General features: G+C 68.5%; 15 protein-coding genes. 1 reads left to right on the forward strand and 14 read right to left on the reverse strand.

Annotated features, from left to right (window positions below):
- Positions 1-9: 9 nt before the first annotated feature.
- The 11 genes from ABZ004_RS16420 to ABZ004_RS16470 all read right to left on the reverse strand — a co-directional run bounded on the left by ABZ004_RS16420 (position 10) and on the right by ABZ004_RS16470 (position 11,686).
- The gene (locus tag ABZ004_RS16420; RefSeq protein WP_355680682.1) at positions 10-1,035 is read right to left on the reverse strand and encodes a glycosyltransferase family 4 protein; all 1,026 of its coding nucleotides are present in this window, start codon (positions 1,033-1,035) and stop codon (positions 10-12) included.
- Entirely contained in the window at positions 1,032-2,645 is a 1,614-nt protein-coding gene (locus ABZ004_RS16425; protein WP_355680683.1) for a lipid II flippase MurJ, read from the reverse strand. The genes ABZ004_RS16420 and ABZ004_RS16425 overlap by 4 nt, the downstream gene beginning before the upstream one ends.
- Positions 2,624-3,436 carry a hypothetical protein gene (locus ABZ004_RS16430; protein ID WP_355680684.1) on the reverse strand — a complete coding sequence of 271 codons (813 nt, stop codon included), beginning with the start codon at positions 3,434-3,436 and terminating at the stop codon, positions 2,624-2,626. Before ABZ004_RS16430 ends, ABZ004_RS16425 begins: the two co-directional genes overlap by 22 nt.
- Before the next feature lie 37 nt (positions 3,437-3,473).
- Positions 3,474-4,415 (reverse strand): copper transporter, encoded by a 942-nt coding sequence (locus ABZ004_RS16435; RefSeq protein ID WP_355680685.1) that lies wholly within the window; start codon positions 4,413-4,415, stop codon positions 3,474-3,476.
- The gene (gene steA / locus ABZ004_RS16440; RefSeq protein WP_355680686.1) at positions 4,412-5,593 is read right to left on the reverse strand and encodes a putative cytokinetic ring protein SteA; all 1,182 of its coding nucleotides are present in this window, start codon (positions 5,591-5,593) and stop codon (positions 4,412-4,414) included. The genes ABZ004_RS16435 and steA overlap by 4 nt, the downstream gene beginning before the upstream one ends.
- A gap of 118 nt (positions 5,594-5,711) precedes the next feature.
- Entirely contained in the window at positions 5,712-7,436 is a 1,725-nt protein-coding gene (gene recN / locus ABZ004_RS16445) for a DNA repair protein RecN (protein WP_355680687.1), read from the reverse strand.
- Positions 7,433-8,401, reverse strand: a complete 969-nt coding sequence (locus tag ABZ004_RS16450; RefSeq protein WP_355680688.1) for an NAD kinase — start codon at positions 8,399-8,401, stop codon at positions 7,433-7,435. Before ABZ004_RS16450 ends, recN begins: the two co-directional genes overlap by 4 nt.
- Positions 8,398-9,213: a TlyA family RNA methyltransferase gene (locus ABZ004_RS16455; protein ID WP_355680689.1), complete on the reverse strand. Its 816-nt coding sequence runs from the start codon at positions 9,211-9,213 to the stop codon at positions 8,398-8,400. The genes ABZ004_RS16450 and ABZ004_RS16455 overlap by 4 nt, the downstream gene beginning before the upstream one ends.
- A complete protein-coding gene (locus ABZ004_RS16460) occupies positions 9,214-9,825 on the reverse strand; it encodes a hypothetical protein (RefSeq protein WP_355680690.1) in 612 nt (203 codons plus the stop codon). It abuts the gene before it with no gap.
- A 1-nt stretch (position 9,826) separates the two neighbouring features.
- Positions 9,827-10,435 (reverse strand): polyhydroxyalkanoate synthesis protein PhaF, encoded by a 609-nt coding sequence (locus ABZ004_RS16465; protein WP_355680691.1) that lies wholly within the window; start codon positions 10,433-10,435, stop codon positions 9,827-9,829.
- 147 nt (positions 10,436-10,582) lie between these two features.
- Positions 10,583-11,686 carry an HAD-IIA family hydrolase gene (locus tag ABZ004_RS16470; protein WP_355680692.1) on the reverse strand — a complete coding sequence of 368 codons (1,104 nt, stop codon included), beginning with the start codon at positions 11,684-11,686 and terminating at the stop codon, positions 10,583-10,585.
- A 24-nt stretch (positions 11,687-11,710) separates the two neighbouring features.
- Here ABZ004_RS16470 and ABZ004_RS16475 point away from each other — a divergent pair, with 24 nt between their 5' ends.
- A complete protein-coding gene (locus ABZ004_RS16475; protein ID WP_355680693.1) occupies positions 11,711-12,874 on the forward strand; it encodes a DUF1015 domain-containing protein in 1,164 nt (387 codons plus the stop codon).
- A 1-nt stretch (position 12,875) separates the two neighbouring features.
- Here ABZ004_RS16475 and ABZ004_RS16480 read toward each other — a convergent pair whose 3' ends face one another.
- From ABZ004_RS16480 to ABZ004_RS16490, 3 genes are all read right to left on the reverse strand, one after another.
- Positions 12,876-13,742 carry a CHAD domain-containing protein gene (locus ABZ004_RS16480; RefSeq protein ID WP_355680694.1) on the reverse strand — a complete coding sequence of 289 codons (867 nt, stop codon included), beginning with the start codon at positions 13,740-13,742 and terminating at the stop codon, positions 12,876-12,878.
- A 120-nt stretch (positions 13,743-13,862) separates the two neighbouring features.
- Entirely contained in the window at positions 13,863-14,840 is a 978-nt protein-coding gene (locus ABZ004_RS16485) for a hypothetical protein (RefSeq protein WP_355680695.1), read from the reverse strand.
- Positions 14,841-15,073: 233 nt separating this feature from the next.
- Positions 15,074-16,216 (reverse strand): hypothetical protein, encoded by a 1,143-nt coding sequence (locus ABZ004_RS16490; RefSeq protein WP_355680696.1) that lies wholly within the window; start codon positions 16,214-16,216, stop codon positions 15,074-15,076.
- Positions 16,217-16,457: the final 241 nt, after the last annotated feature.

The following is a 16,457-nucleotide window of genomic DNA, read 5'->3' on the forward strand; positions in this document are numbered from 1 at the left end:
TACCTCGTGTCAAGCAGTGGTCGCGACGAGACCCGCATAGATGTCCAACAGATTCTTTGCAACTTCGTCTTCGTCCGGCCACCCAGCGGCCAACTCGAGGCCGTCTGTCCGCATAGCGGCCGCGGCAGCCGGATCATCCAGAACTTTCCGTACGCCGTCCGCCAGCGCCCGCGAGTCTCCCGGGAACGCCAGGATCGCGCTGTCCCCCACCAGCTCCGGTACGCCGCCGACCGCCGTCGCCACCACCGGTACGCCGACTTGCAGCGCCTCCTGCAACACCAGAGCACGCGCTTCCCAGTGCGAGGTCAGCAGGAATGCATCAGAGGCACCCAGGAGGTCCGCCACGTCGTCCCGATGCCCCAGTAGCCGCACCGGCAGGCCTTCGGCGTCGATCCGCGCCTGCAAGTTGTCCCTGAGCGGCCCATCACCAACGACCAGGAACACCACCTCCGGCCGCTCCGTGGCCACGAGAGCGGCTACGGACAGTAGCGTCGGGTAGTCCTTCTGTGGTGCAAGTCGACCCACAGTGAGCACCAGGGGCCTATCGCCGATCCCGAGCGACTCCCGGACCGCAGCGGACGGCGTACGGACCTCTGGGATTGCCGGCGCAGCCACTGGCGCGAGTCGAGCCTGGCGCGCACCTAGTGAGCGAGCGAGCTCCACGAGGTCGCTAGACGCCCCTAGAGTCAGGTCGGCTCCACGAGCCACCAACCGCTGCCCGAGGCGCATCACAACGCCACGCGGCCCAGGAGCCAGTACTGCGTTGTGCCACGTCACCACGAGCGGCCTCAAGCGCGACCGGTCGCGCAGCGCCGTCATACCGGCCCGGTAGCCGTGTGCGTGGATCACGTCGCTGCCACGCAACCCAGGAGCCTGCGCAACGACTACGGCATCACCGAAGTCGAAGTGGTCCGTGGTGCCAGGCGGTGCGCACACGACGACTTCATGACCAGCCTTGATGTACCGAGGCACCAGTGAGGCGACGTGCTGCCCGATCCCGCCCCGCGACTCTGCCAGCAGCAGGCCGATTCTCATGGCTTCCCCTCCATAACGCCCCTCCGGAGCAATACCCGCACGTCCGAGCGATCCACAGCAACCACTACAGCGCCGTACACAACCACACAGGCCAATCCGGACAACACCGAGAACACCAGGGCGCTCCCCCAGCCCCCGTCACCAGCAGGCAAGGCCACGAGCCAGCCAGCAGCTCCAGCAACCACTGCCCCTAGTACCGAGGCTCCAGTCGCACGCGACAACCCGCTGAGCACACCAGCTCCGGCCACCCGGTGCAACACCACCAGCAATGCAATAGCGCCGCCAACCATGCCGATCGACATCGCTGCCGCCAGAGCGCCCACCGCGTCCAACCCGTCCCACCGCAAAGTCAGCAGTACTCCAGCTACAGCTACAGCCAGCCAGGCCCCGCCAGTGACTAGTGCGACCTGGCGACCTGCATGCCGCGCATACAGAACCCGACCAAGATGCATCAAGACCGAGAACCCGATGATCGCCGGAGCAAAGGCGACCAGCCCGGCACCCAGCGAGGATGCCTGCGACTCAACTACCCGGCCGTCGTCATACGCAAAGATGCGCGCGACCGGCACAGCAGTACCGACCAGCAGTGCAGCACCAGCTCCACCAGCGAGCATGACCGCCCTCGTCGACCCACCAGCGTAAAGATCAAACGCGGAGAAGTCCCGCGACTCAAAAGCAGCCGCCAACCGAGGAAACACCGCAGTAGTGATTGGCACAGCCAGTACTGCGTATGGCAACAGGTACACCGCGTTGGCCCACGTGTAGACCGCGATGCTTCCAGCTGCTCCGCGGTGGTTGGCCAAGTAGGTCGTGACGAGGAAAGCACCTTGCTGCGCAACCAGCACAGCAAGGCCCGCAAGAGCGAGCTTCCGTAGTACGGGCCCAACACCTGGCTCGAGTCGCAAGGTCAAGCGAATGGGCAAGCGCAGGAAGAGCATCGGCACCAGCACTGTGACCGCCAAAGCCAGCACACCGGCGGTGGTGCCCCAGGCAAGCAAGTCGGAGGCTCCACGCGATGCCTGATCAGCAACAGGAGCTACTGAAGCGAAGGCGACATAGGTGGCGACAACAACCAAGCTGGAAACCAGAGGAGCCACAGCACCAGCAGCGAAACGCTTGTGCGACTGCAGCACAGCAGTAGCGACTACCGTAATGGCATAGCCGAACACCTGCGGCACGAAGATCAACAGCATCCGCGTAGCCGTAGATGCAGACCCCGGACAAGACTCACCGGCAGCCAGCATCGCGTCCGTGTAGTGCGACGCCAACGCCCAAGCCAGCAAGGCGAAAGGCGTCAGCAGCACCAGCGACCAGCTCAGCAGCGCCCCGATGATTCGCCCTTGTGCAGCACGATCACCACGAGCCACCGGACCGGCCAGTACCGGGATCACCGCACCGGCGAGCGCACCGCCGACCACGATCTCGAAGAGAACGTTCGGCAGCTGGTTCGCCGTCGCATACGCATCCGCCAGGCAGCCGGCGCCGACCGTCTTGGAGAAGACCAGCCAGCGACCGAACCCGACCACGCGGGCCAGGACCGTGACGCCCGCGACGAGCAGGGCCGCCCGGGCGATCCGACCACCCGTGGTCACCTGGGTCGTCGGCCCCACTGGTCGATCTTGTCCAGGACCGGCGTCTCGGCGATCACCTTGGTGAAGCTGACCTTCTCGCTGGCGAGGTTCAGCGCGACGACCGCACCGAGCGCGAGCACCTTGAGCGGACGCGGCAGCGAAGCGGCCAACGCCGTACCGGTGATCGCGCCGAGTCCGTTGGCACCACAGTCACCCAGCATCGACCGCTCGCCGAGGTCGGACGGCGCCGAGGCACCAGCTGCTCCGACCACGGCCGCGGCCGGGCCACTCGACAGAGCAACCGGCGCGCTCAACAAAGTCACGGCCTTCAGTGCGCGACCCGGCCGGAGGTCCATCAGGTTCGTAAGGTTCGCGGTGCCGGCGATCAAGGCGCTGTCGGCAACGATCTCGACGACCGCACCGAAACCCTTGGAGCGACGCGGCAACAAAGCCGCGGCGACCAGCCCGGCCGCGCCGACGCCGAGGATCTTCACCGCGCCGCTCGTCACCTCGCCACGCTTCAACGCACTCAGATGACCGCGAAAACCCTTGGTGGTCGTGGTTCCGGCCAGGTCGTCGTACGCCCCGACCGCTCCGGACACCGCACCGGCGATCAACGCCGACGTCCTCGCCGGACCGCCTGCAGCGGCGACGCCCGCCAATGCACCGAGGACCGCTACCGGGCCCTCGAGCAGGGTGACCGTCTCACCGCGATGGTTCGTGCGCTCGAACGGCGCCCGGTTCTCCTTCGGCAGCTTCGCGGCGGCCCGCTCGATCGCCACAGTGGCCGCAGCGGACACCACAGCGGCGCCCAACTTCCCCAAGCCCATCAGATTCAAGCCTTTCGAAAGGTCGCTTACGGGGCACTCAGTTCTTCGCCTGGACGGCGGTCGGTGCGACACCGTTCTTGGCGTCGACCCCGCCGTACTGGCCGGCCTTGCCGCCGGCCTGCTCGACCAGGGCGAACACGATGGTCGCCTGACCGCTCGGCATGTTGGCCACGTCCACCGACGACACGTTCTTGGTCGCGTCGGCGTCACCGCGCAGCGCCTTCAGCAGGCCGCCGTTCTGCGCCGTCTCCGGCGTCCCCGCGACGACCGAGCCGGCGCTGCCGGAATCGAGTCCCTCGGCGAAGTCCACCGCGTCGTTGTACGACGAGTTGTCCGGTGTCGGGGTCGGCGGATCCGCGGCGACCACCACGACCAGGCTGCACCGGTCCTTCGGCGTCGGCTTCAGCGACAGCAGCTTCGATCCGGTCAGGCCACTGATGATCTTGGTGGCCTCGGAGTCGACGAGCTTGCCCTCCTCCTTCGCCGCGATCCCGCGGGCCAGGATCATGCCGGCCCGCTGGTACGTCGTACTGTCGGCCGGGAACGTCACATCGGCGGTGACGAGCTCGTTGACCAGCGGCTCGACCAGCTGACGCTGACCCGGGTCGAACAGCTTGCTGTCCAGCGACACCCGGGTGGTCACCTGGCTGCCGGCCTTCTCCAGCGCGTCCTGGATCTGGTTCGTCAGGTCGTTGTCCGCCGACGGCATCGTCACTACGCAGACCCGCTTGCCGATCAGCTTGCCGTCGGTCAGCCCAGCGGTCACCTTGGCCACGTAGTCGTCGCGGTACTTGTCCAGCGACTGGGCCTGGATCAGCTCGGCGCGGGCATCCTCCAGCGAGGCGCGGTCCTTCTTGGCCTGGGCCTGCACGACGTCGGCGCCGGTGCCCTTCAACGGTCCTGCCCCCAGCACCACACCGGCGCCCAGGGCGAAGAAGATCGCCACGATCGAGACGATGTGGTAGCGAAAGTCGATCACGTGAACAGCTCCCGGATCCAGTAAACGAAGTCGTTCCAGCGCGCCTTGGAGATCGACCACAGCACGTCGTCGGCACCGATGGCCACCATCGCCACGCCGAGTGCGAACAGCCCGGCCGCGGCCAGTGCGATCACCTGGAAGGTAGACACCCGGCTGCGGTACAGCCGGCCGACACCCTTGGCGTCCACCAACTTGGCACCGACCCGCAACCGGGTGATGAAGGTGCTCGCCATCCCGGAGCGCCCCTTGTCGAGGAACTCCACCAGCGAGTTGTGGGTGCCGACCGCGACGATCAGCGAGGCACCCTTGGAATCGGCCAGCAGCATCGCGACGTCCTCGCTGGTGCCGGTGGCCGGGAACTCGATCGAATCCACCCCGAGCCGCTCGAGCCGCTCCGCGCCCGGCGCCCGGCCGTCGCGGTAGGCGTGCACGACCACCTCGGCGCCGCACTTCAGCGTCTCGTCCTTGACCGAGTCCATGTCGCCGACGATCAGGTCCGGGACGTAGCCGTTCTCGACCAGCGCGTCGGCACCGCCGTCGACACCGATCAGGACCGGCCGGTACTCGCGGATGTAAGGCCGGAGCGCGACCAGGTCCTCGCGGTAGTCGTACCCGCGGACCACGATCAGCACATGCTTGCCGTCCATCGGCGTATGAATCGCCGGTACGCCGACGCCGTCGAGCAGCAGATCGCGCTCGCGGCGCAGGTACTCAAGAGTGTTCGCGGTGAACGCCTCGAGCTGGGTCGACAGGCCCGCCCGGGCGTCGTCCATCAGCTGCGCGACCGTCTGGGTGTCCTGCATGATGCCCTTGGCGACAACCTCCTCGCCGCGGTACACCACACCGTCGTTGACCCGGACCCGCTCGCCCTCGTGCAGCACCGAGAACACCTCGCGGCCGATCCCGTCGACCAGCGGGATGCCCGCCTCGACCAGGATCTCCGGACCGAGGTTCGGGTACCGCCCCGAGATCGAATCGGCCACGTTCAGGACCGCGCTGACCCGGCAGTCCACCAGGGCTTCTGCGCTGACCCGGTCCAGGTCGACATGGTCGATCACCGCGATCTCACCCGGCTTCAGCCGTTTGGTGAGATTCTTGGTACGGCGATCCAGCCGGACCACTCCGGCGATCCCGGGCAGTTCAGTGGGGCGTGCTCGACGCAGGCTGGGCAGTTTCATCGCGCTCTCATCCTGCCATGTCAAGAGCCTTCCGCCCGCCTTTTACCACCCGCGCAGGCTTATTCGCCATTTTGTACCCGAATGACTGCGCGTTAAATCATCCTTTTGACCTACCGGTTCAGCGCTTCTTCTTCCTGGATTTCGTATGCCGCTCCGCCGCAAGCGCGAGCAGCTCCTCCGCGTGCGCCTGAGCGGCGTCGGAGTTCTCCAGGCCGGCCATCATCCGGGACAGTTCCTTCAGCCGGGCGTCGTCGTCGAGCGCGACCAGACCACTCGTAGTGACCGAGCCGTCGTCGCTCTTCAGCACCACCGCGTGCCGGTCGGCGAACGCGGCGACCTGCGGCAGGTGCGTCACCACGATGACCTGCGCCTTCTCCGCCAGCCGGGCCAGCCGCTTGCCGACCTCGACCGCGGCCCGCCCACCGATCCCGGCGTCGATCTCGTCGAAGACCAGCGTCGGCACCGGGTGCGTGTCGGACAGGATCACCTCGAGCGCAAGCATCACCCGGGAGAGTTCACCGCCCGAGGCCGCCTTCTGCAACGGCCGCGCCGGGCTGCCCGGGTTCGCCGCGAAGCAGAACTCGATCTCGTCGGCCCCGAACGGACCGGCCGTCGTCTCGTGCACCTCGACCGTCAGCGTCGCGTGCGGCATCGCCAGCCCGGTCAACTCCGCCGACACCGCGACGCCGAGCCGCGCGGCCGCTTCCTTCCGCGCCGCGCTCACCTCGTCACCGAGTTCCTTGAGCCGGGCCTGCAACTCCGCCTGCTCCGCCGTGAGCAGCTCGACCCGCTCGTCACTGCCGTCCAGCTCGTTCAGCCGGGCCGCCGACCGCTTGGCCCAGTCGAGCACCTCGTCGACCGTGCCGTCCTGGTCGCCGTACTTGCGCACCAGCCCGGTCAGCAGACTCCGCCGCTCGCTCACCACGGAAAGGCGGGCCGGATCCGTGTCGATGTCGGCCGCGTACGACGAGAGCTCGCCGGCCAGGTCGGCCGCTAGATAACCCAGTTCGCCCGCCCGGTCGGCCAGTTCGGCCAGCTTCGCGTCGTGCTCGCGTTCGCCGTCCAGCACCTGCTTCGCCAGGGCCAGCAGCCCGAGAACGTCCCCCGGACGGGTCGACTCCAGATCCTCCGAGGCCAGCGCGTCTCCGGCTGTGGTCGCAGCGGTGCGCAGGCCATCGGCGTACGCGAGCCTGCCTTCCTCGGCCTCGAGTTCGGCGTCCTCGCCAGGCTGTGGCTCCGCCTTCGCGATCTCCTCCAGCCCGAAGCGGAGCAGATCCGCCTCGGCGAGCCGGTCGCGCTGCCGGGTGGTCAGCTCCACCAGCTCGGCTTCGACCTCCCGATGACGCTTGTACGCCGAGGTGTAGTCGCTCAGCGGCACCAGCACCGGCTTACCCGCGAAGGTATCCAGCGTCTCGCGTTGCCGGGCCGGCTGCAGCAACCTCCATTGGTCGGCCTGTCCGTGAATGGCGACCAGATCACCCGAGACCTCGGCAAGCACAGACACAGGCACGGACGCGCCGCCCAGGAAGGCCCGGGACCGCCCTTCGGACGACAGCTCACGGGCGATCAGCAACTCGTCGTCATCCAGCTCGCCGCCGCGCTCCTCGGCCTCGCGGACGATCGACTTCGGCACGTTGCTCGCCCGTCCTTCGACCCGCGCCCGCCGTACGCCGTGCCGGACGAGCCCGCTGTCGGCACGGCCGCCGAGCAGCATGTTCACCCCGGTGACGACCATCGTCTTGCCGGCGCCGGTCTCGCCGGTGACCGCGGTGAACCCGGGATCGAGTTCCAGGGTGGCGTCCTCGATCACGCCCAGCCCGGTGATGCGGATCTCGGAAATCATGGGGACTGAGTCTCCTCTTGTGCGCGTCTGTTCCGCTCTGCAGTGCCCCGCCAGCCGAGCACCGGCAGGTCGAACTTGGCCACCAGGCGATCGGTGAAGGGCGCCTCGTGCGCCCGCGCCAGCCGGACCGGCATCTTGCCGCGCCGGACCCCGATCCGGGCACCCGGCGGCACCTCGGTCATCCGCCGGCCGTCGCACCACAGCACGCCCCGGCCGTGCCAGGCCGCGACCAGCTCGACCGACAGCCGCGACGTCGGCGCCACCACGATCGGCCGGGAGAACAACGCATGCGCACTCAGCGGCACCATCAGGATCGCCTCGACCTCGGGCCAGACGATCGGGCCGCCGGCGGAGAACGCGTACGCCGTACTGCCGGTCGGCGTCGCCACCACCACCCCGTCGCAGCCCCACCGCGACAGCGGCCGGCCGTCGACCTCGACCAGCACCTCGAGCATCTTCTCCCGGGCGGCCTTCTCGATACTCGCCTCGTTCAGCGCCCAGGTGTCGAAGACCAGCTCGTCGTCGACCCAGACGTCGACCGCGAGCGTCATCCGCTCCTCGACCGTGTAGGTGCGATCGACCACCACCTGGACGATCCGCTCCAGGTCGTCGACCTCGGCCTCGGCCAGGAACCCGACATGTCCCAGGTTCACCCCGAGCACCGGCGTACCGTGCGGGCGGGCCAGTTCGGCGCCGCGCAGGATCGACCCGTCGCCGCCGAGCACGATGATCAGCTCGACGTCCTGGGCCGCCTTCTCCGCGTCGTACGCGATCTCGACCGGGTCCAGCTCGAGCGCCTCGGCCTCGTCGCCGACCAGCCGGACCACCAGGCCCGCGCCGGTCAGCAGCCGGTGGGCCTGCCGGGCCACCTCGACGGCGAACTCACGACCGGTGTGCGCGACCAGCAGCACCCGGCGCGGATCGGACGCCAGCTCGACCACGGGGCTCCCCACCTCTTCTGTCATTGCGGACCGCTCTCGATGGCAGTCCGGAGCATCGTCTCATCGAGAGCGGGTGCGGTACGGCGTATCCACAGGAAGTATTCGACATTTCCTGAGGGACCGGGCAACGGGCTGGCCGCCACGCCCTCGACGCCCCAGCCCAGGTCGGCCGCCTTTGCCGCCACCCCACGCACTGCGTCGGCCCGCAATTCGGGGTCCCGGACCACGCCGCCCTTGCCGAGCCGCTCCTTGCCGACCTCGAACTGCGGCTTCACCATCAGCACCAGATCGCCGTCGTCGGTCACAACTGAAAGCAGCGCCGGCAGCACCAACGTCAGCGAGATGAAGCTCAGATCGCTCACGACGAGGTCGACCGGTACGCCGCCGATGTCCTCCAGCGTCAGTGTCCGGACGTTGGTCCGATCCATCACGGTGACGCGATCGTCGGTCTGCAGCGCCCAGACGAGCTGGCCGTACCCGACGTCGACGGCAATCACACTGGCCGCTTCGTTGCGCAGCAGCACGTCGGTGAACCCGCCGGTTGACGCACCTGCGTCGAGACACTTCTTGCCCTTCACCTGTACGCCGGAAAATGCCTCCAGCGCGCCGACGAGCTTGTGAGCTCCCCGCGAGGCGTAACCGGGGTCGTCGGTTTCGGAGGTGTCCACCAGGATCGGCGCGTCGGCACCGACTCCGGTCGCGGGTTTGCTCGCGACCGTGCCCGAGACCTTCACCTTGCCGGCGGCGATCAGCTCACTGGCATGCTCCCGGGACCGCGCCAGGCCGCGCCGGACCAGCTCAGCATCGAGCCGGGACCGCCTGACTGCCTTGGCCACTCAGCCCCGGTCCTCGGCGTCTGCCTCGACCAGCGCGGTCTGCAACCGCTCATGCAGATCCGCATACACCTCGGCATGCTCCCCCACCGGCTTGTCCCGCAACTCGTCCAACCGAGCCATCGTCTCCTCCACCAGAGGATGAGGAGCGTCCTCATCCCTCTCGACAGGAGCAGGAACCGGAGGACGAGGCTGCACAGGCGAAGGCGGACGGGGCTGGAAAGAAGCAGGTGAAGGAACGACGGGCCGGGGAACCACAATTTCCTGCGGCTCTATCTCTGGCTCTTCTTCTGGCAACTCGTCTACGACGGGCTCTGCAACTTCGAGTTCAGGCTCTGCAACTTCGAGTTCAGGCTCTGCTACTTCGAGCGAGGCTTCGAAAGCCTGCTCGGTGTCTTCTTCCTCGGACTCGGCCGGCAGTTCGCCGTACATGGTGAAACCCGCCAGCAACGGATCCGAGTGCGGTACGCCGTGCTGACTCGGCCGGTACGTCGACTGCGCGCCGGGCTCGGAGTCGTAGTCGGGCTCCGGGTCCTCCTCGGGCCGCGCCTCGTACCCGGGCTCGACGTCGGGGTCGACCTCCGAGGGGAACTGCTCGCCGGGGTGATCCGTCACGTCAGGCCTTCTTCGCCGGGGCCTTCTTGGCCGCCTTCTTCGCCGCGCTCTTCTTGACCGGCGCCTTCTTCGCGACAGCCTTCTCGGCGACAGCCTTCTTGGCCACAGCCTTCGTGGCCGGCGCCTTCTTCGCGGGCACCTTCTTGGCCGCCTTCTTCGCAGCCGGTACCGATCCCGCAACCGACGCGGCAGCGGCAGGTGCCGGCGCAGTCGCCGAGGCCAGCGCGTCGTTGGCGTCGGCGAGCTCGCGCTCGAGCCCCTCGACCCGCCGAGTCAGCGCCGCGACCTCCTCGGACCGGACGAAACCGAGCCGCGCGACCGCACCCTCGACCTCGTTCGCCACGATCGCCTGCAGCAACTTGCGGTTGCTCTTGCTGGTGGCAACGATCTCGTCGGCCAGGTCGGTCACCTTGCCGGTCAGGCCGGAGGTCAGCGTGTCGGCGCCGGTCTGCTGCAGCAGCGCCTTGGCCGCCTGCTGGGCCCGTTGCCTGGTCACCTCGGTCAGACCGTTCGCCAGCTGTACATAGCCGCGCAGTGCATCCATCACCATGACTGCCTCCTTGCCAACTTCCGTCTCCGCCTGACCGATACCGGTCTCGTTGACTGCCACGGTATCGCGCCACCCCCGCATTACCAGGCCACCCCATCCCTCCGCCAGCCCCGTTTCGCGCCCACGAGCCGCCGGATCGCCTGTGCCGCCCGGTTTCGCGCCGGCCGCCGGGCCCGCCTGCGGAGACCCGGTACCGCGAGGCGACCGCTACTTCGCCAGTCCGACCTTCCGCAGCGCGGCGTCGATCGCGATGGACGAAGCTGCCGGTGCCGGTTTCGGCAAGGGTCGGCGGGCGCGGGAAGGCGCCTTCTTGGCCTCGGTCTTCGGCGAACCGTCCGCCACGGCCCAGACCGCCGACAGGATCGCCCGCAGACCGTCGTACGGCGCTCCCTCACCCGTCACCACGACGGCCTTGTTCACGACCTCGGCCGTCCACCCCGCGCAACTGTGCTTGGTCCCCTCGACCGTCACGCCCGCCTGCTTCTGCGCCAGCGCACCCAGATCGGCTGCGATATAGGTCGGCCGCTGGTTCTTAGGCGCCACCGCAAGATCTCGGGCATCGTGCACTCCGGTCGCGACCCAAAGACTCGCAATACCGACCGCGTTCGCGCCCTCGATATCGGAGTCGAGCCGATCTCCGATCATCAACGGCCGCTGGGCTTCCAGCCGCTCGATGCTCGTCTCCAGCAGCGGCGGCTCGGGCTTGCCGGCGACGATCGGATCGACCTCGACCGCGGCTCTGACCGCCTGCACCAGCGTCCCGTTCCCAGGCGCCTTGCCACCGGCCGTCGGAATCGTCAGGTCGAGGTTCGTCGCGTACCACCGAGCACCCTCGTTGATCGCATGCGCCCCGTCCGCGAGCATCACCCAGTTCACGTCCGGGTGGAAGCCCTGCGCGACGGCAACCGGGTTCGCATCGCTGCTGCGTACCGGCTTCAGCCCGTACTCCTCCAGCGCGACGACCAGCCCCTCACCACCCACGACGAGCACCGGCGATCCCTTGGGGAACTCGCTCGCGATCAACTTGGCCGCCGCCTGCGCCGAGGTGACGACATCGTCCGCGATCACGTCCAGCCCGAACGACGCGAGATGCTCCGCGACGGCCGACGCCGGCCGGCTCGCGTTGTTCGTGACGTACCCGATCCGCATGCCCTCCTTGGCCGCTTTGCGGAGGTGGTCGGGCGCGTCCGGAACCGGATCCGGGCCGACATAGACGACACCGTCCAGGTCCAGCAGCGCAACGTCGTACCGGCTGGAGAGCGGTTCGTCACATGCCGACAGCGGTGAGGGCGATTCCTGTGTTCTGGTCACCCTTCCCCCCGTACGATCACGGCCATGTCAGAAGCCACCGGAGACGTGCTGCGCCTGGAACCCCTGCGGGCCTGGCGGTTCGTCGCCGGCAAGGTCAGCGCGCTGGGCGCGGTGACGTCGCCGCCGTACGACGTACTGGAACCCGCCCTGGTCCGGCGGCTGACTGATTCTGATCTGCACAACATGGTGAGGCTCATCCTTCCACGCGATCCCGACCTCGGGCGCGGCCGGTACGACGAGCCGGCCCGGCGGCTGGTCGGCTGGCAGCGCGATGGCATCGTGATCCAGGATCGGCGGCCCTCGCTGTACGTCTACGAGCAGCAGTTCGGCGGCGCGACCCTGGTCGGCCTGGTCGGCGCGCTAGGCCTCGATCCGGACCGGCACGTGGTGCTTCCGCACGAGAACGTGATGCAGCACTGGGTCGACGACCGGTTCGAGCTGATGGAGGCGACCGACGCGGATCTGGAGCCGATCCTGCTCGCGTACGCCGGGGGCGGCACGGCCAGCGACGCGGTCGACGAGGCCCGGGCGGGCGTGCCGTGGCTGGTCGCGGACACCGAGGACGGCGCACACCACCGGATCTGGCGGATCGACGATCCGGACACGCTGGCCGCGATCGCCGCCGAGATCGCGACGCACGAGGCCCTGATCGCCGACGGTCACCACCGCTACGCGGCGTACCTGGAACGTGCCCGCCGCTCGCCGCGGCGCACCGGCACCGACGTCGGCCTGGCGATGCTCGTCGACAACGAGCGGCACCCGCTCACCCTCGACCCGATCCACCGCGTCGTTCCCGGACTCACGCTCGACGTGGTCAAAGCCCGTACGCCGGACGGCTGGGACGTGCTGCCAGGACGAGTCGAGAACGTCCCGGACCGGATCGCGATCTTCGACGGCACCTCCTGGATCACAGTGCGCTCCACCGAGGGCCAGGTGACACCCACTGTCTCCCTACTGCACGACGAGCTGCTGCCGGCCTGGGGAACGCCCTTGGACGAGATCAGCTTCCACCACGCACTCTCGGACGCAGTAGCTCTCGCAGGGCCTACACAAGCCGCTGTAGAGCTTGTAGCGCCCCGGATGGACCAGGTGCTGCACTCGGCTCTACGCGGCGCAGTACTGCCTCAGAAGGCGACGTCCTTCGGACCGAAGCCTCGTGTGGGGCTCCTGTTCCGCATGCTCTCCTGAGCTACGGACGGTGATACAGCGTGAGGAACTCTTCACGCAGCGGCTTGCGGGCTGCTCTGTGACGCTCAACCAGGCGGCCAAGAGAGAAGGACAGCCCTGCATCGGCCTGCCCGGCAGCGTCCTTGGCCAGCAGGTGGAGCGCGTCAGCAGCCGCACAGTGATCCTGGTGCTGCCCTAGCAACTCCTGGAACCGAGCTGCCTGTACGGCGATCTCCTTGGCCTCATCGCCGAGCACAGAGGCAGTGGTATCCGCGGCGTACCGGACCTGCTTCGCCAGCAACCGCACCTCGTGCCAGTCGTCGTCGGCGGTCCACGGCTTCAGCTTTCCGGCCGACTCGTTGAACTTCTCGCGAGCCGCGTCCAGCAGTTGGGGCAGCACCTCCGCGCATGGGAGATCCGCCTTGACCTTGAGCTTTGGCTTGCCTGCCGCCTTCTCCAAGCTGCTCAGGAGGGCGGCCGTGCGCTCACCGGCGACCGCGTCGGCCGAACGTGCCGCTGCCCGATCCAGGCCGACCGTCAGGGTCGTGAGGATCGCTGCGAGATGGTCTGGATCGTCCTCGCTGGTCGCGTTGTCGCGGACGAGTGCGGCGATCACCTCGAGATCGCGTGCTTCACCACAGCTGGCGGCGAGCCAGGAGAGGTCACTCCGCAGACTGTCGGCCCAGTCGCCGGCCAGCAGCTTGCGGAACAGCTTCAGGTCGCTGCGCAACCGTCGGCAAGAAACGCGTACCTGATGGATCGCGTCGTCCTCGGAGTTCTCCACCATCGCGATCGCCCGTCGCAGCCGCTGCGTACCCCTGAGCAGCGCCTCCACAACGAGCGACCCGACCGGCGAACCGGGCGTCAGCTTCTCCGCGCTCTCCACCATCGCCCTATTCTCTCCGACCGTCCTAGTCATCGCTCTCCCGCCAAGCGCGCCTTCTCCGCACACAGCAACGGCCCGGACAGGCAGCGATCTCTCGCCACCCGCCCAGGCCGTCCGCCCGACTCAGTCCTTCGCGTCGTCCTTCACCACGTCGCCCTCAACCTCGGACCCGTCATCCTCAACGTCGTCGTCCTCAGCCTCGTCAACGACGTCCACATCACCCTCGTCGCCGCCCTGATCCGCGCCATTCTCGTCGCTCTGGACCGCGTCGTCCTCGTCGCTGTCCTGATCCGCGTCTTCGTCGGCGGCGGCTTCGTCGACGTCGTCCTCGAACTCGGTGTCCTGGTCGTCGACGGCTTCTTCCTCGTCGATATCGTCGGCCTCCGGCTTGAGGTCGTCGGCGTCCTCGCCCTCGAAGTCGTCCTCGTCGTCCAGGTCGGTGAACTGCAGACCTTCGAGCTCGGCAGCCCGCTCAGCCGCACCGGTCGATCCGTCCTGATCGGCACCCGCAGCACGGTGGAACCACACCAGCGCGTCCTCGGTACGACCAGCCTCAGCCAGCGCATCGGCGTACGCATAACGCAGTCGCGGCAACCAGTCCGCCCGCGTCCGCTTCGTCAGCTCCGGCACCTCGAGCGTCTGGATCGCCGCAGCGGTCTGCCCCATGTCGCGCCGTGCACCGGCCGCGACAATCAGCATCTCCATCTGCGAACCCTCTTCGAGCAGCAGCACCTGCTTCTCCCGCGACAACGCGAGCGCCTTCTCCGGCCGTCCGAGCGCACGCTCGCAGTCGGCCATCATCGGCAGCACCTCGTGGTTGCCCGTCATCCGCCGTACCGCCCGGAACTCGGTCAACGCCTCGTCGTAGTGCTCAGCAAGATAAGCAGTGATCGCCACAGCCTCCCGTACGCCGCCCAGGCGCGCGGCAAGTCGCCGAGCGGTCTTGGCGTGCTCGTACGCGAGATCCGGATCGACGTCGAGCAGCTGCCCGGACGCCACCAGGTGCTGCGCGACCAGGTCGGCCAGGCTGCGCGGCAAAGACCGCAGCTCCGCCTTGACGCCCCGATCGAGCTCAGCTCCCGTGATCCCCTCCGGGATCACCGGGTCATCGCGACGCGGACCAACCTTCTCTTCGTCCGACCGCCCAACTCCACCACGAGCCCCACGATCCGGCCGGCCACCACGCTCACCGCGCCGCGGTCCGCCGGTACCACGCTGGTCCCGTCCGCCACGGTCGTCCCGCCTCGGCTCGGACCGTTCACCCTGATACCCGGTGCGGTTGTCCCGCTCGCCTTGGTACCCGGTGCGGTTGTCCCGCCGTGCCTTCTCGGTCCCTACCCGGTCATCACTGCGCGGCCCGGTCCGCTCGCCACCCTTGAACCCGGTCGGCCGATCATCCCGGTTGAACCCGCCGGCCCGCTCATCCCGCCGAGGCCCACGCCCACCAACCCCACGCTCATCCCGCCGAGGAGCCGCCCGAGAGGCCCCCCGATCATCCGACCGCGGCGCACTCCCCCATCGGGAACCCCCACGCTCAGCCCCAGCCCCGCCATCCCGACGCGGCCCACGGTCATCCCCACGCGATCCACCACGGTCGTCACGGCGCGGCGCACCACGGTCATCGCCACGCGAGGCGCCCCGGCCGTCGCCACGGTCTTCCCAGCGCGAACCTCCGCGGTCGGCGCCCGAAGCTCCCCGGTCATCTCCACGGGAACCTCCGCGATCCTCCCAGCGCGATCCACCACGCTCGTCACGGCGCGGCGCACCACGGTCGTCGCCACGGGGCGCACCGCTGTCACCCCAGCGCGGACCTCCACGCTCGGAACCAGACCTGTCATCACGACGCGGCGCCCTGTCGTCCCCACGCGAAGCACCCCGGTCATCTCCACGGGATCCGCCGCGGTCTTCCCAACGGGAGCCGCCACGATCGTCGCGGCGCGGGGCGCTGCGGTCCGAGGCAGACCTGTCGTCACGACGCGGCGGACGCTCATCGCGTCCACCGAGCTGACCACGGAACGGGTCACGCTCAGGAGCACCCTTGTCGTCCCACCGGGTATTCCGCTTCGACTCCGCCCGCTCATCACGCGTAGACCAGCGCGATGCACCACCGGTACGCGGCGCTCCACCACGGGGACCAGAGCCGCCAGCTCCCCCAGAACGGGACCCACCACCAGATCCACCGGACCCACCACGGTAACCACCGCCGGAACCAGACCCACCGGACCCACCACGGCTACCACCGCCGGACCCACCAGCTCCACCAGATCCGCCGCGGTAACCGCCGCCAGACCCACCGGCACCGCTGGAACCGCCCGAACCGCCGCGGAAACCTCCGCCGGAACCGCTCGAACTGCCGGAACCGCCGCGGTATCCACCGCCGGAGCCGGACCCGCTGGATCCACCGGACCCACCACGGAAACCGCCGCCGGAACCACGACCAGCGGAGCCGGAACGACCGCCACCAGCACCGCCGGCACGGCCTGATCCGCCGGACGAACCTCGGCCAGAGCGATCGCCCGGGCCGGAACGGGGGCTGCGAGGTGGCGTAGCCACGGTGACTCCTATCGATCGTACGACGTGTTGCGCTCAGACAAAGCTACCGGTAGGACTACCGGCACAAATGTTAAGGGCCACCCGTGTGGGTGGCCCTTAACAGTGTGAATGTCCGGCGACGTCCTACTCTCCCACGACCTCCCGGTCGCAGTACCATCGGCGCTG

This window comes from Kribbella sp. NPDC006257 (genome assembly GCF_040613535.1).
Lineage (GTDB): Bacteria > Actinomycetota > Actinomycetes > Propionibacteriales > Kribbellaceae > Kribbella.